Source organism: Exiguobacterium antarcticum DSM 14480, assembly GCF_000685865.1.
Classification (GTDB): domain Bacteria; phylum Bacillota; class Bacilli; order Exiguobacteriales; family Exiguobacteriaceae; genus Exiguobacterium_A; species Exiguobacterium_A antarcticum.
On sequence record NZ_JMKS01000006.1, the window covers coordinates 142,096 to 162,090 of the forward strand.

27 protein-coding genes are annotated in these 19,995 nt (G+C 46.0%); 11 read left to right on the forward strand and 16 right to left on the reverse strand.

From position 1 onward, the window contains the following. Positions 1 to 58 precede the first annotated feature (58 nt). Positions 59 to 763: an alpha/beta hydrolase gene (locus tag P404_RS0116345; RefSeq protein ID WP_051590541.1), complete on the forward strand. Its 705-nt coding sequence runs from the start codon at positions 59 to 61 to the stop codon at positions 761 to 763. Between the two features lie 47 nt (positions 764 to 810). Here the strand turns inward: P404_RS0116345 and P404_RS0116350 are convergent, their stop codons facing one another. The 6 genes from P404_RS0116350 to P404_RS0116375 form a co-directional block, all read right to left on the reverse strand. Then, positions 811 to 990 (reverse strand): hypothetical protein, encoded by a 180-nt coding sequence (locus P404_RS0116350; RefSeq protein ID WP_026831377.1) that lies wholly within the window; start codon positions 988 to 990, stop codon positions 811 to 813. A 22-nt stretch (positions 991 to 1,012) separates the two neighbouring features. Continuing rightward, positions 1,013 to 1,360 carry a DUF2200 domain-containing protein gene (locus P404_RS0116355; protein WP_026831378.1) on the reverse strand — a complete coding sequence of 116 codons (348 nt, stop codon included), beginning with the start codon at positions 1,358 to 1,360 and terminating at the stop codon, positions 1,013 to 1,015. A 111-nt stretch (positions 1,361 to 1,471) separates the two neighbouring features. Then, the gene (locus P404_RS0116360) at positions 1,472 to 2,503 is read right to left on the reverse strand and encodes a hypothetical protein (RefSeq protein WP_150111994.1); all 1,032 of its coding nucleotides are present in this window, start codon (positions 2,501 to 2,503) and stop codon (positions 1,472 to 1,474) included. A gap of 33 nt (positions 2,504 to 2,536) precedes the next feature. Further along, positions 2,537 to 2,659: a hypothetical protein gene (locus tag P404_RS19020; protein ID WP_269077504.1), complete on the reverse strand. Its 123-nt coding sequence runs from the start codon at positions 2,657 to 2,659 to the stop codon at positions 2,537 to 2,539. A gap of 31 nt (positions 2,660 to 2,690) precedes the next feature. Further along, positions 2,691 to 2,930, reverse strand: coding sequence for a hypothetical protein (locus P404_RS0116370; RefSeq protein ID WP_026831380.1), 240 nt, complete (start codon positions 2,928 to 2,930; stop codon positions 2,691 to 2,693). A gap of 156 nt (positions 2,931 to 3,086) precedes the next feature. Beyond that, on the reverse strand, positions 3,087 to 4,085 hold the full coding sequence (locus P404_RS0116375; protein ID WP_026831381.1) for an NADP-dependent oxidoreductase: 999 nt from the start codon (positions 4,083 to 4,085) through the stop codon (positions 3,087 to 3,089). Between the two features lie 138 nt (positions 4,086 to 4,223). On the opposite strand from P404_RS0116375, the gene P404_RS0116380 reads away from it, so the two are divergent. Genes P404_RS0116380 through P404_RS0116390 form a run of 3 tightly spaced genes read left to right on the forward strand, consistent with a single transcriptional unit; the run spans position 4,224 to position 5,700 of the window. Beyond that, on the forward strand, positions 4,224 to 4,463 hold the full coding sequence (locus P404_RS0116380) for a hypothetical protein (RefSeq protein ID WP_236624444.1): 240 nt from the start codon (positions 4,224 to 4,226) through the stop codon (positions 4,461 to 4,463). Beyond that, complete coding sequence (locus tag P404_RS0116385) at positions 4,460 to 5,257, forward strand: phosphotransferase (RefSeq protein ID WP_026831383.1); 798 nt, start codon at positions 4,460 to 4,462, stop codon at positions 5,255 to 5,257. The genes P404_RS0116380 and P404_RS0116385 overlap by 4 nt, the downstream gene beginning before the upstream one ends. A gap of 59 nt (positions 5,258 to 5,316) precedes the next feature. After that, entirely contained in the window at positions 5,317 to 5,700 is a 384-nt protein-coding gene (locus tag P404_RS0116390) for a YkvA family protein (RefSeq protein WP_026831384.1), read from the forward strand. Positions 5,701 to 5,712: 12 nt separating this feature from the next. Here the strand turns inward: P404_RS0116390 and P404_RS0116395 are convergent, their stop codons facing one another. Then, positions 5,713 to 6,234, reverse strand: a complete 522-nt coding sequence (locus P404_RS0116395; RefSeq protein ID WP_026831385.1) for a shikimate kinase — start codon at positions 6,232 to 6,234, stop codon at positions 5,713 to 5,715. A gap of 223 nt (positions 6,235 to 6,457) precedes the next feature. Between P404_RS0116395 and P404_RS0116400 the strand changes: the two genes are divergently transcribed. Together P404_RS0116400 and P404_RS17850 are read left to right on the forward strand one after the other, a co-directional pair. Next, positions 6,458 to 6,814 (forward strand): potassium channel family protein, encoded by a 357-nt coding sequence (locus P404_RS0116400; protein WP_236624445.1) that lies wholly within the window; start codon positions 6,458 to 6,460, stop codon positions 6,812 to 6,814. A gap of 34 nt (positions 6,815 to 6,848) precedes the next feature. Continuing rightward, positions 6,849 to 8,072, forward strand: coding sequence for a chloride channel protein (locus P404_RS17850; protein WP_034774724.1), 1,224 nt, complete (start codon positions 6,849 to 6,851; stop codon positions 8,070 to 8,072). Between the two features lie 53 nt (positions 8,073 to 8,125). Here P404_RS17850 and P404_RS0116410 read toward each other — a convergent pair whose 3' ends face one another. From P404_RS0116410 to P404_RS0116420, 3 genes are all read right to left on the reverse strand, one after another. Further along, positions 8,126 to 10,600: an ABC transporter permease gene (locus P404_RS0116410; RefSeq protein WP_026831386.1), complete on the reverse strand. Its 2,475-nt coding sequence runs from the start codon at positions 10,598 to 10,600 to the stop codon at positions 8,126 to 8,128. Positions 10,601 to 10,626: 26 nt separating this feature from the next. Continuing rightward, entirely contained in the window at positions 10,627 to 11,322 is a 696-nt protein-coding gene (locus P404_RS0116415) for an ABC transporter ATP-binding protein (protein ID WP_034774726.1), read from the reverse strand. 201 nt (positions 11,323 to 11,523) lie between these two features. Continuing rightward, positions 11,524 to 11,928, reverse strand: a complete 405-nt coding sequence (locus tag P404_RS0116420) for a hypothetical protein (protein WP_026831388.1) — start codon at positions 11,926 to 11,928, stop codon at positions 11,524 to 11,526. A gap of 95 nt (positions 11,929 to 12,023) precedes the next feature. Here P404_RS0116420 and P404_RS0116425 point away from each other — a divergent pair, with 95 nt between their 5' ends. Together P404_RS0116425 and P404_RS0116430 are read left to right on the forward strand one after the other, a co-directional pair. After that, on the forward strand, positions 12,024 to 12,551 hold the full coding sequence (locus P404_RS0116425) for an RNA polymerase sigma factor (protein WP_051590542.1): 528 nt from the start codon (positions 12,024 to 12,026) through the stop codon (positions 12,549 to 12,551). Then, positions 12,548 to 13,387: a hypothetical protein gene (locus P404_RS0116430; protein WP_026831390.1), complete on the forward strand. Its 840-nt coding sequence runs from the start codon at positions 12,548 to 12,550 to the stop codon at positions 13,385 to 13,387. Before P404_RS0116425 ends, P404_RS0116430 begins: the two co-directional genes overlap by 4 nt. A gap of 6 nt (positions 13,388 to 13,393) precedes the next feature. On the opposite strand, the gene P404_RS0116435 is transcribed toward P404_RS0116430, so the two are convergent. Both P404_RS0116435 and P404_RS17855 read right to left on the reverse strand, forming a co-directional pair. After that, positions 13,394 to 13,789: a GNAT family N-acetyltransferase gene (locus P404_RS0116435; RefSeq protein ID WP_026831391.1), complete on the reverse strand. Its 396-nt coding sequence runs from the start codon at positions 13,787 to 13,789 to the stop codon at positions 13,394 to 13,396. Further along, on the reverse strand, positions 13,786 to 14,454 hold the full coding sequence (locus P404_RS17855) for an HAD family hydrolase (RefSeq protein WP_051590543.1): 669 nt from the start codon (positions 14,452 to 14,454) through the stop codon (positions 13,786 to 13,788). The genes P404_RS0116435 and P404_RS17855 overlap by 4 nt, the downstream gene beginning before the upstream one ends. Before the next feature lie 150 nt (positions 14,455 to 14,604). Here P404_RS17855 and P404_RS0116445 point away from each other — a divergent pair, with 150 nt between their 5' ends. Together P404_RS0116445 and P404_RS0116450 are read left to right on the forward strand one after the other, a co-directional pair. Further along, positions 14,605 to 15,504 (forward strand): alpha/beta fold hydrolase, encoded by a 900-nt coding sequence (locus tag P404_RS0116445; RefSeq protein WP_051590544.1) that lies wholly within the window; start codon positions 14,605 to 14,607, stop codon positions 15,502 to 15,504. Next, entirely contained in the window at positions 15,501 to 16,187 is a 687-nt protein-coding gene (locus P404_RS0116450) for an alpha/beta fold hydrolase (RefSeq protein WP_026831393.1), read from the forward strand. The genes P404_RS0116445 and P404_RS0116450 overlap by 4 nt, the downstream gene beginning before the upstream one ends. Here the strand turns inward: P404_RS0116450 and P404_RS17860 are convergent. The 4 genes from P404_RS17860 to P404_RS0116470 form a co-directional block, all read right to left on the reverse strand. Beyond that, positions 16,176 to 17,078, reverse strand: a complete 903-nt coding sequence (locus P404_RS17860; protein WP_051590545.1) for a sensor domain-containing diguanylate cyclase — start codon at positions 17,076 to 17,078, stop codon at positions 16,176 to 16,178. The two genes, P404_RS0116450 and P404_RS17860, sit on opposite strands and share 12 nt — an antisense overlap. A 247-nt stretch (positions 17,079 to 17,325) precedes the next feature. Continuing rightward, entirely contained in the window at positions 17,326 to 18,093 is a 768-nt protein-coding gene (locus tag P404_RS0116460; protein WP_026831394.1) for an ABC transporter permease, read from the reverse strand. Further along, positions 18,090 to 18,980 carry an ABC transporter ATP-binding protein gene (locus tag P404_RS0116465; RefSeq protein WP_026831395.1) on the reverse strand — a complete coding sequence of 297 codons (891 nt, stop codon included), beginning with the start codon at positions 18,978 to 18,980 and terminating at the stop codon, positions 18,090 to 18,092. Before P404_RS0116465 ends, P404_RS0116460 begins: the two co-directional genes overlap by 4 nt. After that, complete coding sequence (locus tag P404_RS0116470; protein ID WP_338083328.1) at positions 18,964 to 19,230, reverse strand: PLDc N-terminal domain-containing protein; 267 nt, start codon at positions 19,228 to 19,230, stop codon at positions 18,964 to 18,966. Before P404_RS0116470 ends, P404_RS0116465 begins: the two co-directional genes overlap by 17 nt. A gap of 200 nt (positions 19,231 to 19,430) precedes the next feature. Between P404_RS0116470 and P404_RS0116475 the strand changes: the two genes are divergently transcribed. Further along, on the forward strand, positions 19,431 to 19,955 hold the full coding sequence (locus P404_RS0116475; RefSeq protein ID WP_026831397.1) for a helix-turn-helix domain-containing protein: 525 nt from the start codon (positions 19,431 to 19,433) through the stop codon (positions 19,953 to 19,955). Positions 19,956 to 19,995: the final 40 nt, after the last annotated feature.

Genomic DNA, 19,995 nt, shown 5'->3' on the forward strand with positions numbered 1-19,995 from the left:
AAGCAACTTACATAATTGTCATTTATTCATCTAGAGATTGAAAAAGGAGACTTATTAAATGAACCTGTTAACTGATTCAACTTTGCCAATTCGCATATTTCCAGCTCAGCGTCAGGATTACCGCAAAATCATCTGTTTGTACCACGGCTGGGGATCAAGCGTGACAAAATATGAAGAATTCGCCCGGATGCTTTCGGAACAAGGGTTTACGGTCGTTGTGCCGGAAGTCCACCTGCATGACAGCCGTGATGCGTTAGCAACGTATTTTAACCCGGGCGTCGTCGGACGTCACTTTTGGGAAGTCGTGTTTCAAAGCATCGAGGAATCAAGCACACTCGTTCAGCAGCTGAACGTTCCAAGAGAGGACATTATTTGGCTTGGTGTCTCGATGGGAGGATTCATCGCAAGCGGTGCTGCTGCTAAACTCAACGGTAGCGCAGGGGTGATTAACATAAACGGGTCCGGCTCCTTCCTCTTTTCGGAACAGCTTTTCCGAAGCCGTGACAAAAGAGACGATTTAACGGTAGAAGAAGAACGACGCTTGCGGGCGTATGATCCTGTCCTGCAAGAACAGTCTACACCAACGTTATTCGTACATGGACAACGCGATGCGGTCATTCCGATTGAAACGCAAGAACACTATGTACAGCAGTCTGCTGGAACGAACAATGATTTGACGTTTTTCAAATATCCATTCATCAACCATACCGTGTCGGATCAGATGATAACGGACATCTTCGTTTGGTTGGAAGAGCGCTTTTAACGAGGATAGACAGAAGAACCGGACACCTGCTTGAGGTGCCCGGTTTTTTAATAACGTGTCATCAGAAGCGATGCCGTACCGAAGATGATGATCAACGAGGTAAAGACCGCTTTCGTGCGGGGAGAAAGCGGGATGCCTTCTTGTTTTTTCTGAAAATAGACATAGCCGTAAAAACCGCTCATTAACATTGTGACGAGAGCGAAGAGTGACGCAATGGTAGTCAGCATACGATTTTTCCTCCTTAGATTCTTACCGTAAGATTTTTTCGAACGCTTTTCCTTTTGCCAATTCATCAATCAACTTATCAAGATAGCGGATTTCCCGCATCAACGGATCTTCGACGTTTTCGACCCGGACGCCGCAGACGACACCTTTGATTAATAATCGACGTTCCTGCATATCCGGCGCATCCGCAAAAAAGGCTTCGAATGTCGTCTGATCTGTTGCCAGCGTTGCGAGTTGTTGCTCCGAGTAACCGGTCAGCCAGCAAATGATCGTATCGACTTCCTGTTTCGTCCGACCCTTGCGTTCCGCTTTTGTCACGTAAAGCGGATAGACACTCGAAAACGCTGTCGTGTACAACCGATGTTTCGTCATCGTATTTCCTCCTCATGACTAATTATTACTAAAATTGTAGCATACCGAACGCTCGAAATGGCCCCCTCCTGATAAAACAAAGACCGTCCTTTTCGCACGAAAAGAACGGCCTTAACCAATCATTTTTTTTAAAACGATGACATGGAATTCAATCTGTTCGTCGTTCGATACCCCGTATGCCAGCTTCCCGTTCGCATAAATCGGTTTGGACGTTGTATCGGTCATTTCCGTCAAGGGAGCAACGGTGCCGCGCGCAAGATCGGCGTACCAGAGTCGCGTCATACTCTCTCGGAAAATGACCCGGTCAGCCGATAAAAAGCGGAATGCATCAACCGTCAAGCGGTTGTCCGACGGTTTGAACTGGTACCCCGGTTGTTGTCCTTTCTTAGGCATGAAGAGGGCGGAGCCTTCTTCGCCGATCGCAACGTACTTTTTGTTGTGTTCAAAATCAATCAGTCCGTTCATCCGTCGTTTAAACGTACCGTCAAACGTCTCGAGCGTCGGTGTTTTATGACCGTTCTTAAAAGTACTTGTATGCAAAATCAGCCCGGCATCGCTCCGGCGGAAGTCAAACGGATACTGCCCATTCCGTTTTTCGCCTTCTTTTAACATATACTGCTGATGGATAATGATGGCGTCTTCCGCGACATCAAACGACTTGAGGATGGTTTTCGTTCGGGTCGGTGTCGCTTCATGCGTCATCCAGGATACCCGTTTTGGCGACGTATCCAGATAAGGAATCGCCGTGTCATAACGGCTGATGCCTTGATCAAGCGTATTGATGTTTCCCGTCTTCAAGTCCATCAAGCGAATCGCCCATTTTTGTCCGGACTTGGTTTGATTGTATTCGACCCAAAACAGGTAATGCGACACTCCGGTCATCATACCGATCGTCCGGTTGACCGTATGCAGCACTTGGTTATCGTTCGACCCTTGGCTGTAGCGGTAAATGTAACTGTTAATGGTGGTATCACTCGTTTGTTTAACATGCGTATAGTAGATCGATTGCTCATACAGATAGTCCGGAGCAATCAGGACGTTTTGACCGGTAAAAAACGACGATAAATTGTATGTCTGATGTGTTCCGAGCGAAATCTGGTCTGTCTTTTTCTTCAGCGGCACATATTTTCCATAGTCGGACAAAGGGGTACTGACCGGTTCGAGATTTGGCGTCAGCTAAGCCACCTGCGGATCTGCCTTGATTTTCGACGGTTGCTTGGCTGAATCAGAATCGGTACATCCTGCGGTGAAGACGAGCGACACCATTAAAGCTGCCGTAAGAGCTGTTTTCCAGTGCATGATCTGTGTCTCCTTTTAGTCGAAGTGGTCATCATCTACGGTTTTGTTTTCTTCTCCAACGCATCGAGACCAAAAAAGCGGAAATTCCGGACATCACAATCAGATATAACAAAAAGACGAAGGCGAATTCGCCATAATCTTCAAGACTGTTGAATGGATTTTCTGTAATGAACGGCTCGGGTAGAATCCCGATCAAAAATAGCGGAATGAACAGCAGGAAAAACCGTTTCCAAAAATAATACTTGTACGGGGTGCCGGTACGTATGTCCATCTACTTGCTCCTTCCGGTTAGTAAAAGTTAACATCCTTTATTTTACATAATAGCTTATTTTATACTTCGCTTGAGAGTCGGATTTAAATAAAACATCAATACAAAAACAGTCAATAAACACCAGTATGTCCGGTGTTTCTTGACTGTTTGAACGGTTTATTTGATTTTTAAGACGACTTTTCCTTTAGCCCGAACGGACTCTGAATACTCGAGCGCCGCTTGGGCGTCTTCAAACGGATACACCCGGTCGATGACCGGTTTGATTTGTCCGCTCTCGATCCATTCCGTGATGTGTTCGAGTTGTCGACCACTTGGTCGCATGAACAAAAACGTATAGGTGACATCATGTTTTCGTTCAAGAAGTGTCTCGCGGAGAGTCAACAGTCTAAATAATGACGTCTTGAGAAAACCGGACCGGTAGGATTTACCGAACCGGCCGTTCGGCAGTCCGGAAACCGAGACGATGTGTCCACCCGGACGGACAACCTTAAACGACCGTCGGAGTGTCTCGCCGCCAATCGTATCGTAGACGCCGTCATAATCGTGCAACAGGTCCTCGAAGGCTTCGGTCCGGTAATTAATGATTTTATCGGCTCCAAGTGACTGGACAAGCTCATGTCCGGCGGGGCTTGCCGTCGTTGCGACATATAGACCCATCGCTTTCGCCAGTTGGATCGCAAACGTTCCGACGCCTCCGGCACCGGCGTGAATCAAAATTTTTTGTCCGGGTGTCAGTTGCAGAATGTCATGTAACGTCTGATAGGATGTCAAGCCGACCAGCGGAATCGAAGCCGCTTCCTCAAACGAAAGTGTGGCTGGTTTCAAAGCAAGCATCTGTTCATCGATTGCGATGTATTCAGCAAACGTGCCGATCCGGTTCTTCTCGGCACGACCGTAAACGGCATCTCCGATCTGAAACTTCGTGACGGCAGAACCGATTTCAGTAACGACACCGGAAAAATCATTGCCGAGAATCAACGGGAACTGATAGGGAATCAACAGTTTGACGTTCCCGTCCCGAATCTTAAAATCAACCGGATTGATGCTTGCGGCATTAATTTCGATGAGCACATCGTAGGGATTGACCTGCGGACGGGGCTGTTCTGTAAGTTCAAGCGGGACGTGACCGTATTGTGTGATGGTCATGGCTTTCATGAATATCGACTCCATTTCCTGACTTTTCTATCCTTTAGTCTACCAGTTGGCAAGGCCGGCGAACACTTTGAGTGATCGACCCAGACATGATAAGCTAGTCAAGAACAGGGAAATTTTAGGGTGTAAGGGGATGGAATGATGAGTAAGACAGGTGAACGCTTGTTACGGATCTGGATTCGCGTCCCGCGTTTCATTAAACGAATGATTCCGCTCAGTATCACGCTGTATGTCATCGGGTTGGTGATCACGAACGGGGTTGACACGTTGTTGCATTTTGACTTCGCGTTGGTCAAAGGAAGCGATCTTGTCATCAGTTTAGTCGGAGCGTCGATTCTCGTCGCGGCACTGAGTCAACGGAAAGGGGAGGATACCACATGACACAACCTGAGCGGGAAGAACAATTGACGGGCGGGAACGTCTCCGACGTCTCACGGATTGGGGATACAGTCAGACGCGAACAAAAACCGGACAGTGAACGGATTCATCGGTTGTTACACCATCTTGAGAAAAGAGGGTTTACAGGGAGTCCACGGTTTTTAGGGATTGACGCACAAAATCGAGAAATCGTCTCGTACATTAAAGGCGAGGCCGGGAATTATCCGCTCGAGCCATACATGCGCTCGGATACCGTTCTTGAAGAAACGGCACGCCTATTGCGTGCTTATCACGAAGCCGTCGCGGATTTTCCAATCCCACATGATTGGCCACCGCTCGACGGAACACCGGAACCGCTCGAACTCATCTGTCATAATGATTTTGCCGTCTATAACGTCATTTTTCAAAATGAACGGCCGATCGGCATCATCGATTTCGACGTTGCTGCCCCGGGACCGCGGATTTGGGATATCGCTTATACGATGTACACTTTTGTTCCGTTAAGTCGGCATCAGATGACGGAAGCAGGGGAACCGACTCTTTATGATCCGTTCAACGATCAGGAACGGATCCGGCACCGGATCAATCTGTTTTTGTCTACCTACGGCAAAATGGAGCTAAAGGGCGAGATGTACGAAACCGTGCTGCTTCGCGTGGAAGCGTTGATCAAAACGATTCACCGGAAAGTAGCGGAAGGCGACGAAGCGTTTCAACGGATGATCGAAGAGGGGCACGTCACACATTACGAACAAGAACTCGATTTTCTCGAACGCGAGGGAGCCGACTGGTTCCGGTGAACCGGAAATGTTGAAAGGGTGCGCCGCCGGTTTAAACGGACGAAGAATGGAGAATCATCATGTTGGAAAAATTGAAGGATACCGCGAAAAAAATAAAAAAACAGATTTTTATTTTGTATTTTTCCTATCAGGACGACCGGATCGCCTGGTATACCAAATTATTTACGGCTTGTGTTGTCGCTTATGCATTCAGTCCGATTGACTTGTTTCCAGATTTCATCCCGGTGTTAGGGTATCTGGACGATCTCATTCTTGTCCCTTTAGGTATCCTGCTCGCGTTAAGGATGTTACCGCAGGAAGTCATCGACGATTCTGCCGTAAAGGCAGAACAATGGATGGGGGCGGATAAACCGAAAAATTGGTTTGTCGGTGCGTTGATCCTGTTACTTTGGTGCACGCTGACCGTCTGGATGGGTCTAAAGATTTATGATGCCGTCCGATAGGGCTCGCATCCATTACGGATATAGTTTCTGATAGGCAGATTTGATTTGTTTGTACATTGCGTCCGTCGATAAGGCAGCATCGATTTGAATGACGGGAGAAGCGGATTGTTCCATTTGAAGACGGTGCTCCGCTAACGTCCCAATCATCGCCGGATCGGTCGCCGTCAAGTAAGTCCCGCACCAATCGAGAAATTCATTGGATCCGTTGAAATCAGGATACCGTTCTTGTTCCCGTTTGATTAAACGGTTCATCCGTGTGGCTTCATCCAAGCGTAAAAAAACAAGCAACTCCCGGTTGTCGAAGCCGTCCGAATTCCACGAAAAGACGGAACCGGAGACGTCATACTGTTGGTGGTTTTCGATATCCGGTGTATATAAGGCATACCGCTCCGCGACCGATCGTTTTTCGGTAAAGGTGTGGTCTGTCCACAGGTAATGATCACTGTCAATCCAGGGGATGCCTTCTTGTTGCCCGATCCACTTGCCGAGCGTGCTTTTTCCGGTGCCGGAACCGCCGATGATTTGAATACGCATTTTTCTGACCTCCTCTAAAGTAGATGAATGTTTTGCAGGAACCTTCATATTACCTTATTCTATTGTTCAAAATAAGGGAGTGGACATACAGATTGGAAACCGAACTAGAGGATGGACGTAAAGGGAGACGATTTAAGAATCGTTCTTCCTTTTTTCGGGTAATTCAATAGATAAGGTAAAGGAACGATAGTCGTTACGTGTCAAGTCTGCTTGTGAGGAGAGGATGGATGCGATGATTGCCTTTTTCATTCTATTACGCAATATGTATTACGTCCTGAAAATCCTATTTCGGCAGGACGAACAAAAAGCTGTCATGTTCTCCGTCGCTTTTCTCCTTGCGGTCGGGATGTTTTTTTATCACAGCGTCGAACAACTGAGTTATCTGGATGCGCTGTACTTTTCCGTCATGACGCTGACGACGGTCGGATATGGTGATATTCATCCGGTCACGCCGATCGGCAAGATTTTTACGATGGGTTATGTCTTGCTTGGGATTGGTGTCATCAGTGCCCTGATCGTCAATTTCAACCGGGCGTTAAAAGAGTTCCATTTAAATAAAAACAAATCAAACCGGAAGTGACAGGCTTTTTTTCTTGGGCTGAGGAGTGATGCGGATGAACTTTAATCTGGTATTCGTCCTGTACAGTTGTTTGCTTGGTTTTCTCGTTGGTGCACTCGCATCATTGTTTCTGGCATTGTCGAATCTGCTGATTCATCTTGTCTGGACGACGATTCCTGGACAGCTGGACATCACGTTTTATCCGTTTTGGATTTGTCTGTTTGGTGGACTGCTGATCGGACTGTTTCAAACGTATATCGGCGACTATCCCCGGACGATGCATCAGACGCTTGAGGAATTCAAGACGACGGGACGGGTCGCGTATGAAGGGACGGTTGTTAAAAATATCGTGGCTGCCTTACTCGTCCTGACGTTTGGAGCAAGTCTCGGACCGGAAGCGGCATTGATCAGCATCCTCGGCGGATGGATGACGTGGGCTGGTGACCGGATGACCTGGACGTTGCAGAAGAAAAAAGAGTTGCTTGATCTTGGGATCGGAGCGATGTTATCGACGATTTTTTATGCGCCGTTGATCGGCGTCAGTGAAGCTCTCGAAGACGGGGTGAACCGGTCCAACTTCAAGCGTAAATCCATCAAAGTCTTGTTGTATGGGTTGACGACGGCTTGTGGTATTTTCGCGTTTACGACATTGAATCGACTGTTCCCGCACGAAGTCCTGTTTTCGATCAGCACACCGAAAGTCAACTGGACGACGGAGGTGATGTACTTCCTGCTTCCGGCAGTCATGATCGGGACCGGATTCGGGTATCTATTTGTAATGTTTGGTCGCTGGACGGATGCGGTGGCACGGAAGTATCCGCATCCACTGGGGCTGGCTCTGACAGCCGGTGCAATCTTAGGTCTGTTCGGCAGCATGTCGTCCTATTTCTTATTTTCCGGCGAACAAAAAATTCTTGAGTTCTCGCGGATTGCCTTCGATCAATCGGTCTTATTCTTAATCAGCATCGCCATCGGGAAAGCGCTTTTGACCCATGTCTGTTTTTCGTTCGGATGGCGGGGCGGAAAAATCTTTCCGGCGGTCTTTTCCAGTACAGCGATGGCATTTGCCTTAGCGTCCGTTTTCCCGTATACACCGGGCCTGCTGATCGCAGTCAGCGTCGCCGCCAGTTGTACGGTCATCCTCAAGCAACCGTTTGTCACCGCAACCTTGCTGTTGTTTTTGTTTCCGTTACAATTCTTCCCGTTCATCTTGGTGGTTGCTTGGCTCATCCACCAGGGGACGACGCGCCTGACGAACCACATGACCAGAACGACCTGAAGACCGGACCTCGTATGTCGAGAGCCGGCCTTCATTTTGTCTACTGATTTTGATTATCCTGCATCTTTCAATTCCTGATAGGGATTGACGCGTGCTGCGATTTGCGCCGGCAGGAGCGAAGCGATCGTTCCGAATAGCACCGGCAGAAGCAGGGAGACAGCAATCAACAGCGGCTCATCCCACGGGACGAGATCATACAAGACATAAATCGTGATGTAGGAAATGCTCAGTCCGACGATTCCGGCAACGAAACCGATCAGCATCCCTTCTAACACAATCAATTGACGGACGGAGCGATTCGTCCAACCGACCGCTTTTAAAATCGCGAGCGACGCCCGTCGATCGGTGACGTTTTGCCACATGATTTTGCCGGTCGTTAGAATGGCGATCGTAATCGCAACGCCCATCGTTACGTAATGCATCGGCCCGACCTGTAACGCGACAAACTGACCGAGCCATGACGTGTAAAGCACCCCTTGCAGGTGGAACGTCACGAACAGGAAGAACGTCAACAGAGCCGTCGGTAAAGCAATCGATAAAATCGACAATGCATTGCGTTTCCACTTGCCAAAGATTTCTTTTAGCGCCAGTGTCCAGGTCGAACGAAGACCCAGTTTGACATGAGATGACGACGCATATTCACCCGTCTTAATCGCTTCGTACGGGGAAATTTTCCGGATCGTAAAGGCAGACCAGGCGGCACCGGCAAAGTAAATCACGAGACTGAACAGGGTAATCCAAAGTAAGCTCCACCCGTTCATCGTTTCGTTTCGGACATACGAGAAAATGCTTTCGACGAGTAACGCAATGACCGAGACAAATCCAGCAAGGAGCACGGCTTCAATCAAAACAATCCGGTACAAGTCTTTTGTCCGCCAGCCGAGTGCCAGCAACACAGCAAATTCTTTCCGCCGGGCGAGCATCGAAACGTAACTCGTCGCAAGGACATAGACGATCGCAACAGCAAGCATCGCAAAGATGACACCGGAGAAGCCGACACTCGTTTCGCGGAAGATTGTCATCGCGGCGCCGATGTGAACCCACGGCTGTTCAATCCAGCCGAGTGTCTTACCGTTATCGACGACTTTCGTCACGACCGGTTGCGGCGATGAACCTTTCGTGATCGTGGCAATCAGTCCGGTTTCCTGTTCGATTTGTGTCTTGACGTCTTGTAGGAGTTGTTCCGACTCTTCACTGACGGTCGTTGCGCCTTTGACTTTCAGGCGGATGGAAGAAATCGATTTTTCACCATAGATGGCGCGAGCACTGTCGAGTGTCGTTAAGATATTTGGTGAGTTCGTCAACAGTCCAACTGGGTTCCCGGACGATCGGATCTTTCGTGCCGGATTGATTGGCTGTTGATCGGCATCCAGTACTAAATCGGCAGTCGACGGACGATACGTTTCCATTGGTAATTCATTCAAAGGATCTTTCGAGACTTTAATTTTGTTTGATTCGTATTGTCCTATAATATCCATCGACACATAGGGGACGACGTAAGGAAGTATATCCGGATCATTTGACTTCGTTTTCTTGCCGTTCGATTGGATTGATCGATACCCGTATTTCGGGATATTAGAAGTAGAGAATGACCAATTGTTCAATTTGGTTGGTTCTGTTTTGACTTCATAAGCATGTGACCAACGGGCTTTAAAGGGACTTGTGATTGAATCGTAAGTAAGTGGACTTGTTTTGAAAAATAATCCGGCTTCATTGGTGCCTGAAGCGTCACGGTTCATATAGCGTGTTGTCTTCCCATGAAGTGAATTAAAGTAAATGTGTTGCATATCTTTGACCGGAACGGTGACTTTTTGCAGGACTTTTGAAGGATATGTGTTTAAGGACGAATCAAACATCGATTTTTTTTGATCGTCTTTTAAGAGTTTATTGACGATTTTTTGTTGATCTTGCTCAGTCGAATAGGGTACTTCTAATTTTTCGACTGTGAATTCAAAGTTTCCGGCGCTGACAGCATCCGGATTGATGAGGACGGGAATGTAATGGCGACCATCATCTCCTCCTACACGATAGCGATCGGAATCCGTAAAGTAGCGAGAATTTTGTTGATCTAAAATGCTTTTATCTAAGCCAACGAGCTTTGCTTCCGCAACGGGCTCAATCGCAACGAGTAGCGTCAGATGGTTCAAATAAAGGTTTGAAAATTCTTTGAGCGGCCGTGTCGACATGCTGCTTTTTTCGGGCATGACAATCTTTGTTCCTTGTGCGACATGATACGTCTGATCATACAAGCGCTCTTTTTTTATCCCCGAATCATCGTATTCTCTCGTAGTAAGGCGATAGATCCCATTTCCTTTCGGGAATTTCAGTATTTGACTGCCTTTTGGCCGGACGACGATATCGTACGCGGACGACCATTTTTTCTGTAACGTCTGTTCGACCGTTCCTTGACTCGAATCGGTCAGGTTGAACATCAGACTTAGTCCGGCACTGATGATGAGCGCTCCGACAAGTGTCAGGATGAACTTAAACCGTTGTCGGCGCCATTGATTCATGACAAAACGTAACAACTTAAACCTCCTTTATTATTATTTTTTCACACACTTCGGACAGTTTGTTTCCGTCGATCTTTGACAATTCGCCCATCCTGCATGAACAAAATCCGTTCCGCCCGCTCAGCGAGTGCCAAATCGTGCGTGACGAACAGAATACCGCATTGTTCTTCCTGATGGAGGTCAAGCAACAGTTGAAAGATCATCTCCCCGTTAACCGAATCGAGATTGCCGGTCGGTTCGTCGGCGAGAATCCAGCGTGGCCGATTGATCAGGGCTCGGGCGATCGCGACCCGTTGCTGTTGCCCGCCGGACAATTGAGCCGGCAAGACATCCTGTTTCGCTGTCAATCCGACTTTTTCCAAGATTTCCGTAATCCGGTCTTCTTTGTTGAAGTCGGTTTTTTGTTTCAGTAAGGGAACGAGCAGGTTTTCTTTGACCGTCAAAGCGGGCAAAAGGTGAAACTGTTGGAATACAAAACCGATTTCCTGCGCCCGGAACTTCGACAATTGCCGGTTCTTCCACTTCGTGATGTCTTGTCCGTCATAGTCGATTTGCCCCGATGTCGGCCGGTCGAGCGAGCCGATCAAACTTAAAAACGTCCATTTGCCTAATCCAGACGGACCGACGAGGGCGGTGATATCACTCGTAGAAAACTGACACGTCAACGCTTTTAAGACTTCACTCTGTAATCCTGCCTGGCTGAATGTATGCGAGACGTCTTTGACCAAAATATCCATCAAACCACCCCCTTTACAAATTAAGGTAAAATTAGTGTAGTATTATTTGAAAATTTTGTCTATTTAAAAAAGATTTATTAAATAGAGAATAGAAAATCGAAACAGAAGTTTCCGGTTGAATGAGAATAAAAAAATCAGCTAAACGTTGTGTTTAGCTGAGGCATATTAACACTTTGGCAGATTCGTTCTTTCAGCACAATCTCACCGGACAGTCTGCTCGTTCATTGCGTCTAGAATAGTCTGGACCCAGCCTTTGGGAGGACCGATACACTTCATAATGCCGTCAATATGATAAAATGTGCTCGCTTCCGGACCGATCCAACAAGTTTCGTCCGTCATGCAAAGAAAAATCGGAATCTGATTGGCAAGGGCAATCCCGAGCTCGACGTGGCTTCCTTTTCCGGCAGGGAGCACTAAAATCAAGCAATCGCTCGACTGGACGGCATTCAGTTCCAGCTGTCCGATTCGTTGCAGGACAGCCGGTGTATCGACCCGTTCCGATTGTGTCCAGTCGTACGTCAGACAATGACCTCGCTTGATCAGTTGGTCGTTTATGAATTGGACATCTTTGATGTTGCGGAAGCTGCTGGGCGTGTAAAAATTCATTTGAATATCCCCCTGCCTTATATTTTTTACAGATTTTTGAAACTAAATTGGTACATAATCAGTCTAATGATATAGAAAGGAAAGGGAGGAGTGCTGTGTTCCGTAAAAAAATCGCCGGGAGTTGGACGGATGATGTGTTTCTCGCAGCGTTATATGCCGAAGAACGCTATATTTACCGGATGTCGTATCTGTATTTAAATCACAAGCAGGAAGCGCTCGAAAACGTGCAGGAAGTCGCTTTTCGCGCCTGGAAGTACCGGAAGTCGCTGCAGGATGTCACCTATTTTAAGACTTGGCTGACCCGGATCACGATCAATGCAGCACTCGATCATCTTAAGAAATACCAAGTGCTGGTCTGGACAAACGATACGGCACAGGATAGGAGTGAGCCGCAAATCCCGTCGTTTGAACATCTGGTCGTTGATCAACTGTACCTGACTGATTTACTTGAACGACTCGATGTCAAGGAACGGTCGTTAGTCACGTTACGTTATCAAGCCGATTATTCCTTTCAGGAAATCGCTGATTTACTCGACATTCCGGTCAGTACGGTGAAAAGTACGTTATACCGGGCGATTCAAAAACTGCAACGGCACCAAGCGAAAGGAGGAGAGTCCGGATGAAACAGCAACTTGAGACAGTATTAAAAGACATTCCCGTACCGGATACCGTTCACGCCCGGATGGAGCAGGGACTCTACCGGACAAAGTGGGATCGCTTATTACCACGACTGGCTGTAGCGGCTGTGCTCGTGCTCGGCGTCCTGCAATACGACCGGATGGAGTCCTGGATCCAGCCGCCGATCGACCAATCGACCGCCTCGATGATTCCAGGACTTGTCTACCAGAAAGCGATATACCTGCAAAGTGATACGACAATCGCCGAAGAAACGGAGTTTCAGTTGCGTGGACAAAAGTTAGGTGTCTCCCAAAACACCTGGACCGAAGGCGCGGAAGCCGTTAACGTCAAGCAATCACTTGGATCGAATCTAGAGAATTACACGATTTACGTCGTAAAAGGATATGATCCCGCAATCCGACTGCTCGCGGTCGGACAGGAAGACGGGGCTGAAATCGTCCGCGTGCTGGACCGGTCGACATTCCGTCCGGATTATTTCCAACAGCTTCACCTGCAACAGACAATTCTTCGTGCTAATTATCAAACGTTCTCGACATGGGAATCGACCAGCTCGGAACCGATTTCAGCAGGATCCCAGCTGCGACAATTATTTGCTGAATTGAGCAAGACGGTTCCGTTACGCGAGTCGGATCTTGCGGCAGATGTCGTCGAGTATCAAAATGACACCGACCTGCGGATTCTGAACGTGACGATGGCAGACGGGGTGACGAACCAATTCCGGTTGATTCGTGAAGGCTATGTTTATTATGAACCGCTCGACCGTTACTTTGCCGTCAACGGTCCAGTATTTGATGATGTCTGGGGGCAGTTGAACCAGTAACACCAATTACTCAAAGGACTTCCGAAAGCCGTAAAACGGGCGAAATGCCTGACCGCGGTAAAAACTTTCCGAGCTGCTTGACGCCAGGACCTCAATCCGGGTTGTCGGATACCAGTCATGGAGACGGGCGAACAGCTGTTGACCGAGCCCTCTCCCGCGGAAATCAGCATCAATTAGTAATTCACAGATGTACAATGTGACCTGGGTGTCTGTCATTCCGCGGACATAACCGATGACGTCCCCCGCATGTTCGACGACAAGCGCTACGTTTGAGTGTTGCCAAGCGAGTTGGGTCCGTTCATGCAGACGAACGAGCTGGTTCCAGCCTTCCGCAGCATTTAAGCGCTGGATGGCGGGGAAGTCATGTTCTTGGTACGGGCGAATCTGATAAGCAGTTGTCATGAGCGTGACCTTCTTTCTGAATGAAGTTGTATGAGAATGGGTTCAAGTTCCGACCAATCGTTCACCGTATAGGAGGACGGACTGGCGGCGACCGAATGATCTGTTTTTAAGATGACCGTCATCCCGACTGCTTCTGCTCCTTTGATGTCATGAAGCGGATGATCCCCGATAAATAAAACATTTTCCGGCGCAAGTCCCCAGTTGATCAATGGGCGTAAGAACAGCTCGGGATTCGGCTTGGAAAGACCCACTTCTTCCGAAATCATAATCGGGTCAAAAAATGTCTGCAGCTGATGATGTACGATGACGGCACGTTGCAAGTCACTCCGACCGTTCGTTATGAGACCCAGCCGGTATGACGCGCGAAGTTGCTTCAGCATGTGGCATGTCTCAGGGAACAGAACACTCGTCTTTGCAAACTCGGAGATGTAGTCGTGCAGCAACTCGGAAACGGTAACACCTTTAAGCTGCAAGTGGGCGATTAATTGTTGATAGACGATATCCTTCCAAACGTGACCGTTTTGATCAAGTGCCAGAAAAAGTTGTTGATACAGATCAAGCGGACAAGTGGAACGTGGTGCAATTCGCTTTTCGTGTTGCACCGCCAAAAAGCGCCGTAAAGAGGTGGCGCGATCGAGATAAAATAAAACAGCCGAGAGAGTCATGAGATGGAAACTTCTATCTATTATGTATATTTCATTTACCGTAATTTTATACTTAATTATTTAAGTAAGGTAAAAAGGATATCTTAAATCTATACAGAACATCACTATATCCGTCTATTACGTCAGGACAACTGTAAAAGGAGATCCACCATGCGCACAGAAACGTCTTTATTTCATCCAGCACAGTACCTGGATACACAAACAGCCGGCACACCCATCGTGATTTTGACCGGAATGAACAGTTCTTATGACGAGTGGCATGAGATTGTCCAAACACTGCAAACTACCAATCGGGTGCTTAGCTTCCACCGGCATTCATGGCGGGAAGGGGACGGGATTCACCGGACCAGTCACGCTGTCCAACAACTGCAAAAACTGTTGACCCATTGCGGCGTAGGCGAACCGATTCTCTTAGTCGGTCATTCCTATGGGGGATTGATTGCCCAAGAGTTCGCAATCCGGTATCCCGATCAGTTAAAAGGGCTGCTATTGGTCGATTCGACGTCGGTTGACTTACACGAACTCGATGCCCTCGATACGCCCGTGCTCGATACCCTGTCATCCGATGCCACTTGGATCGAACAATGCCGGTATTATGCGACGCAAACGAACGACCAGTTACGTCTTTTGATTCAACCGACACTGACGCCGGCGCAACACCGATTACCGCTGACGATTCAGTCGGCGCTGCTCAACTTCCAGATTGAACCGGCTTTGTATGCGATGATGGCGTCAGAAGTTCAGCACTGGAAAACCGATGCACAACGGATAAAAAGAAGTCCTTTTCCCGACCTGCCGCTGGTCGTCCTCGGTCGGGATCAAAGGCAAGCCATTGCAGAAGGACTGCAGGACGGATTACCGGAAGCGGAAGTGCGTCAACTGGAAGAAACGTGGCATCAACTCCTCTTGCGACAGGCGAACCTGACAAAAACGGCAACGATTCGGTTTGCTGAAAGAGCGAGCCATACCATTCACCTCGATCGACCGGAGCTCGTCATTTCTGCAATCCGACAGCTTGACCAAGCTCCAACGAAGGATGTGTTGACATGAAACGGATTTACTTTTTACACGGATTTATGGGAACAGGGAAAACCCACTTCGACCAACAAACTGTGCATTTTGAACAAGACTATGACGTCATTTTGATGGATTTACCCGGTCACGGGACGTCACCTAATGATGCCGCAGTCGATTATGTGGATCAGGCAGTACATCACGTCATTGAGCACATGCGTAGAACAGGACCTGGCTATCTCGTCGGTCTGTCGCTCGGCGCATCGCTTGCGATCCAAGTCGCACTCGCAGAACCCACGCTGGTCGATGGCATCATTTTGACCGGGTATACTCCAAGCGTTCCGGCAGAACTGACGGACGTCATGGTGCAGCAATACGACTATTTCCTGGACATCGAACAACATGAACCGTTGATTGCGGCCCAGTTTGCGGCCCTTCACGGGGAACGATGGCAGAGGACGATGCAACGGGTGTTGCACCAAATGACGTTTCGTTATCCAACCCTGTCTGCGGAAACGTTACAAGGACTACACGTTCCCGTCTATATTTTGAACGGAACGGAGCAGGCACATGAAGTGGCAGGAGCTGAACTGATAAAGGAGGCTTATCCAACAGCAGTGATTGACTTGATTCCGGGTGCCGGTCATACAGCGAACCTGGACCAGCCGAAGCTGTTTAATGAAAGGCTCGAACGCATATTGATTCATTCAAACGAGTGATTTAGTTCGCTGCTTCTCGCGGTACATCGCTTGATCCGCTTTTTGAAATACGTTCACTAAATCGGTTGTCGCTTCTACATACGAACAACCAATGGCAATCGACAATTCATGTTTGAGAAACTCGTTCCGTAATTGATCAATCAAAAGCAGAAACTCTTGTTCCGTGTAACCCTGACAGACGATGACGAATTCATCTCCACCAAGACGGAATGCTTCTTGGCTGAAACGGGATAAACAAAGGGCCGTCTGTTGGAGCAAGGCGTCACCCGCGATATGACCAAACCGATCATTGACCCGTTTTAGATCGTTCAGATCCAACGTGATGACACCAAGCGGAATGGGATTAGGAGAATGCATCTCTTCAATCAGACAATCAAATGCGTGCCGATTGTAGAGCCCGGTCAACGTATCCCGCTGACATAGTTGTTCGAGTTCCTGCTGCCTGGCTTTAGCTGCGTCCATATTTCGAATTACTCCTTGAACAGCAACGATTTCGCCGTTCTCATAAATCGGTGTCGTATATTCCTCAAACCAAATATATGTACCAACGTTCGTCCGCCAACGTTGTAGAAACGGTTCGTCGTAGTTGCAGTTACCCGAGATTTTCGACATCAAAATCTCGATATCTTCCGGATGAATCCGGTCAAAACATTCCGATGGATCGGCATAACTGGCCTCGACGGTTCCGGCACCGATATGATCATCCAATGATGGACTGATGTAACGGAAACGATAATCCGGCTTGACTTCAAAGATATACATGATGTCCTTGGAGTGATTCCCGAAGGTGGCAATCGTCGAAGAGGCAGCGAACGGCGTCAGGTATTTCTTAAAAAACCATCTTCCAAGCAAGGTGCATCCGATTCCAATCGTGATTCCAATCCATAACAAACGTGTTCACCTACCTTATGTTTTCATACTTTTGATAGAATAATGGAATTATTTACGAATGATTCACACTAAAGTATAGCAAATAAAAATCATTATATATACAAAAAATACCATTTTTAGTTCTTTTATCTTCAAGAGTCATACGCATAAAAAGCACGGCATCCGAAAAATCGGATGCCGTGCTTTTAGTAAAAGTTAGAATGTAAATATAGAAAGGGGAGGATTATCAATTTTTAAGAATTTACGTTTAGATTCTTTTTAGCTTCATAGTGGCCCATACAAGATGAGAAATAGTGAACAACAGACAAGATACAACACTTAGATGGTGAAAATCATGAGCATCTGATATTTGATGTGCTGCCACGTTTAAAATGGATGACGGTAAAAGATAAGAGAACGTTGGGTTAAAGTTATTGATGAATAGAAGAACAAAGGTAATCCCGATTGTCGAAACAGCAATGAGGACCTGATGTTTAATATATATGCTGATGACGATGACAAGACTAACAAGATAAAGAATCCAAAGACTGTACAGGAATGAAAAAGAAATCAGTTTTAACAGGGAGAAAGAACCGAATAAATACACCGTGTAGAAGTATGATATAAGAATCCCGAATAAGATACTAAACATACTGATCAACCAATGAGCAATAAGCTTTGCATATACATAACTGTAAATCGATACCGGTCGTGTCAAAATAAAATCTTGCATCCCATTTTCGCGATCAGCTGCTATCAGACTCATGAAACTGATAATTAAGATAACAAGACCGATTTGATTAAATTGACCGGAGATGGTCGACAAAAAAATTTCATTTGAAGTTGGGGAGGGTTTGTTTGGGTCTAACATGACTCCAAAAGTACCACCCAACTGTTGCAGAATGATCTCTAGATACATATTGATCAGGGGTTGCGTAAGACCAAGTATGATAAAAAAGATTGTCAACCAAACATATTTATATTCCTTTGCCGCTTCCGTTAATTCCACTCGGATAAGGATCGCTAAATTGTTCATATATCTGCCGCCAGTTCGAGAAACATGTCTTCTAATCCTTTTTCATAAAAACCAATCGATATCACTTCAATCTTGTTAAAAGAAAAAGCGGTTATGACTTTTTTTAAATCGAATGCTTCCGCTCCTGTTACGAGAAATGTATCTTGTGTTAATTCTTCCAAACAGACAAATTCCAAATATTCTCGAGTTTCGTTTATTTGGGCAGGGTCTTTCAATTTAACAAGCAGCTGTTTAGAGTCGAATGGTTGATCGCCTTGATTAATGTTACCAATAATCTGACCATTTTTCATGACGATATAGCGGTCACAAATGTAATTTGTATCGTGCAAAATATGCGTCGAAAGAAGAATGGTCATTCGTTGTTTCAAATGCATGATGAGCTTTCGTATCTCACTTCGGCCTATCGGATCAAGTGATGCGACAGGTTCATCTAGAATTAAAAACCGTGGATTGTGTAGAATCGCTTGGGCAATTCCAAGACGTTGCTTCATCCCACCAGATAGTTGTTCTACTTTAAAATGTTGCTTTTCATACAAACCAACTTCTTTTAAGGTTTCTTGAATCCTGTTTTCTAATGTTTCTTTTTTTACACCTGACAATTTCCCGAAAAAGAGAAGTGATTCTTTGCAAGTCATCCATGCTTTAAAATCTGTATATTGTGATAGATAGCCGATATGTTTTTTACATGTTTCGATGGGTTGAGTGTCAAATAAAACATCACCCGATTCGTATGAAAGAATACCCATCAGACATTTAAGAAGGGTTGTTTTTCCTGCTCCGTTTGGACCAATCAATCCAACACATTCATTTTCCTTGATTGAAAGATGAATACCGCTAAGAATCTTTTGTTTGTCGATCGTTTTATGCAGATTATGAATCGTAATCATGACGGACGTTTCTCCTTCCTACCATTAAGTACAGAATTGGACCAATCATTTGCATACTTACAATGATCAATAGCCACATGTATGGCAGAACAATTTGATTTTTTCTTTTATACCAATCTAAAAGGGTAATTCCAATCAACAACACATTTAAGAAAAGGATAGGAATGATGAGAGGAAGCAGTTGAAGCCAATCGATTTCTAGTAAAGGAGCTATATCTATGTTCATGCTTTCACCTCTTTCTATTATCATTATCAATAATGATAATTAATAAGTCAACCAGTTTTTTACTGTTTATGAAATCAACGAAATTTAAAAAATCAGGATAGACATATGGTATGTTCATGTAGCAGGAATAACAAAAGAACATCCAGCAAAAGATTATCTTTTTGAATAGACAGCCTCAACCAAGGTATATAGCGAAAATAATATCGAACGAAGGGATAGATAAAATGAATTTAGATTTATTTAAAAACCAAATCAGGTTCAAAATTGCGTTGGAATTAATTGATCGCGATAAAGGATTGTCCATTATGCAACTAAATAAATTACTCTCGGATGTTCCACAAGCTACACTGTACCGCCATGTGAATGCGATGCTCAAAGATTCTTTATTGAAAGTGGTTGGCATTCAGCGCGTAGGAAAAGTCGAGGAAAAGATTTATGCACTGAATACCTCCGGATACAAAATTAAAGAAGAAGACTGGGCTTCAGCGACATATGACGAGAAAGTTAATTTTGTCTCGTTCTATTTTATGTACATTTTACAAAAATATAAAAATTATCATGACAAGCTGACTACAACAGATTCTCCGGATAAAGCAACATTTTCATTAGTTAAATTAAATTTGTCCGATGAAATTTTTCATTCATTTCAATCAGAACTTGGTACTTTGTTAGAAAAATATTATGAGTTATCAACAAAAAAAGAAGAGGATGAGACAAAAAGAACAGTATCGCTAGTCATTATTCCGTAATAGTGTCAATCAACAATAAGCGGTGCCTACTTGTTATAGT

What these genes read in the sequence shown, in the direction of transcription:
- P404_RS0116345 (WP_051590541.1), top strand. Translation starts at nt 59, where the DNA reads ATGAACCTGTTAACTGATTCAACTTTGCCAATTCGCATATTTCCAGCT.
- P404_RS0116350 (WP_026831377.1), bottom strand. Translation starts at nt 990, where the DNA reads ATGCTGACTACCATTGCGTCACTCTTCGCTCTCGTCACAATGTTAATG.
- P404_RS0116355 (WP_026831378.1), bottom strand. Translation starts at nt 1,360, where the DNA reads ATGACGAAACATCGGTTGTACACGACAGCGTTTTCGAGTGTCTATCCG.
- P404_RS19020 (WP_269077504.1), bottom strand. Translation starts at nt 2,659, where the DNA reads ATGCACTGGAAAACAGCTCTTACGGCAGCTTTAATGGTGTCGCTCGTC.
- P404_RS0116370 (WP_026831380.1), bottom strand. Translation starts at nt 2,930, where the DNA reads ATGGACATACGTACCGGCACCCCGTACAAGTATTATTTTTGGAAACGG.
- P404_RS0116375 (WP_026831381.1), bottom strand. Translation starts at nt 4,085, where the DNA reads ATGAAAGCCATGACCATCACACAATACGGTCACGTCCCGCTTGAACTT.
- P404_RS0116380 (WP_236624444.1), top strand. Translation starts at nt 4,224, where the DNA reads ATGAGTAAGACAGGTGAACGCTTGTTACGGATCTGGATTCGCGTCCCG.
- P404_RS0116385 (WP_026831383.1), top strand. Translation starts at nt 4,460, where the DNA reads ATGACACAACCTGAGCGGGAAGAACAATTGACGGGCGGGAACGTCTCC.
- P404_RS0116390 (WP_026831384.1), top strand. Translation starts at nt 5,317, where the DNA reads ATGTTGGAAAAATTGAAGGATACCGCGAAAAAAATAAAAAAACAGATT.
- P404_RS0116395 (WP_026831385.1), bottom strand. Translation starts at nt 6,234, where the DNA reads ATGCGTATTCAAATCATCGGCGGTTCCGGCACCGGAAAAAGCACGCTC.
- P404_RS0116400 (WP_236624445.1), top strand. Translation starts at nt 6,458, where the DNA reads ATGGATGCGATGATTGCCTTTTTCATTCTATTACGCAATATGTATTAC.
- P404_RS17850 (WP_034774724.1), top strand. Translation starts at nt 6,849, where the DNA reads ATGAACTTTAATCTGGTATTCGTCCTGTACAGTTGTTTGCTTGGTTTT.
- P404_RS0116415 (WP_034774726.1), bottom strand. Translation starts at nt 11,322, where the DNA reads ATGGATATTTTGGTCAAAGACGTCTCGCATACATTCAGCCAGGCAGGA.
- P404_RS0116420 (WP_026831388.1), bottom strand. Translation starts at nt 11,928, where the DNA reads ATGAATTTTTACACGCCCAGCAGCTTCCGCAACATCAAAGATGTCCAA.
- P404_RS0116430 (WP_026831390.1), top strand. Translation starts at nt 12,548, where the DNA reads ATGAAACAGCAACTTGAGACAGTATTAAAAGACATTCCCGTACCGGAT.
- P404_RS0116435 (WP_026831391.1), bottom strand. Translation starts at nt 13,789, where the DNA reads ATGACAACTGCTTATCAGATTCGCCCGTACCAAGAACATGACTTCCCC.
- P404_RS17855 (WP_051590543.1), bottom strand. Translation starts at nt 14,454, where the DNA reads ATGACTCTCTCGGCTGTTTTATTTTATCTCGATCGCGCCACCTCTTTA.
- P404_RS0116445 (WP_051590544.1), top strand. Translation starts at nt 14,605, where the DNA reads ATGCGCACAGAAACGTCTTTATTTCATCCAGCACAGTACCTGGATACA.
- P404_RS0116450 (WP_026831393.1), top strand. Translation starts at nt 15,501, where the DNA reads ATGAAACGGATTTACTTTTTACACGGATTTATGGGAACAGGGAAAACC.
- P404_RS0116460 (WP_026831394.1), bottom strand. Translation starts at nt 18,093, where the DNA reads ATGAACAATTTAGCGATCCTTATCCGAGTGGAATTAACGGAAGCGGCA.
- P404_RS0116465 (WP_026831395.1), bottom strand. Translation starts at nt 18,980, where the DNA reads ATGATTACGATTCATAATCTGCATAAAACGATCGACAAACAAAAGATT.
- P404_RS0116470 (WP_338083328.1), bottom strand. Translation starts at nt 19,230, where the DNA reads ATGATAATAGAAAGAGGTGAAAGCATGAACATAGATATAGCTCCTTTA.
- P404_RS0116475 (WP_026831397.1), top strand. Translation starts at nt 19,431, where the DNA reads ATGAATTTAGATTTATTTAAAAACCAAATCAGGTTCAAAATTGCGTTG.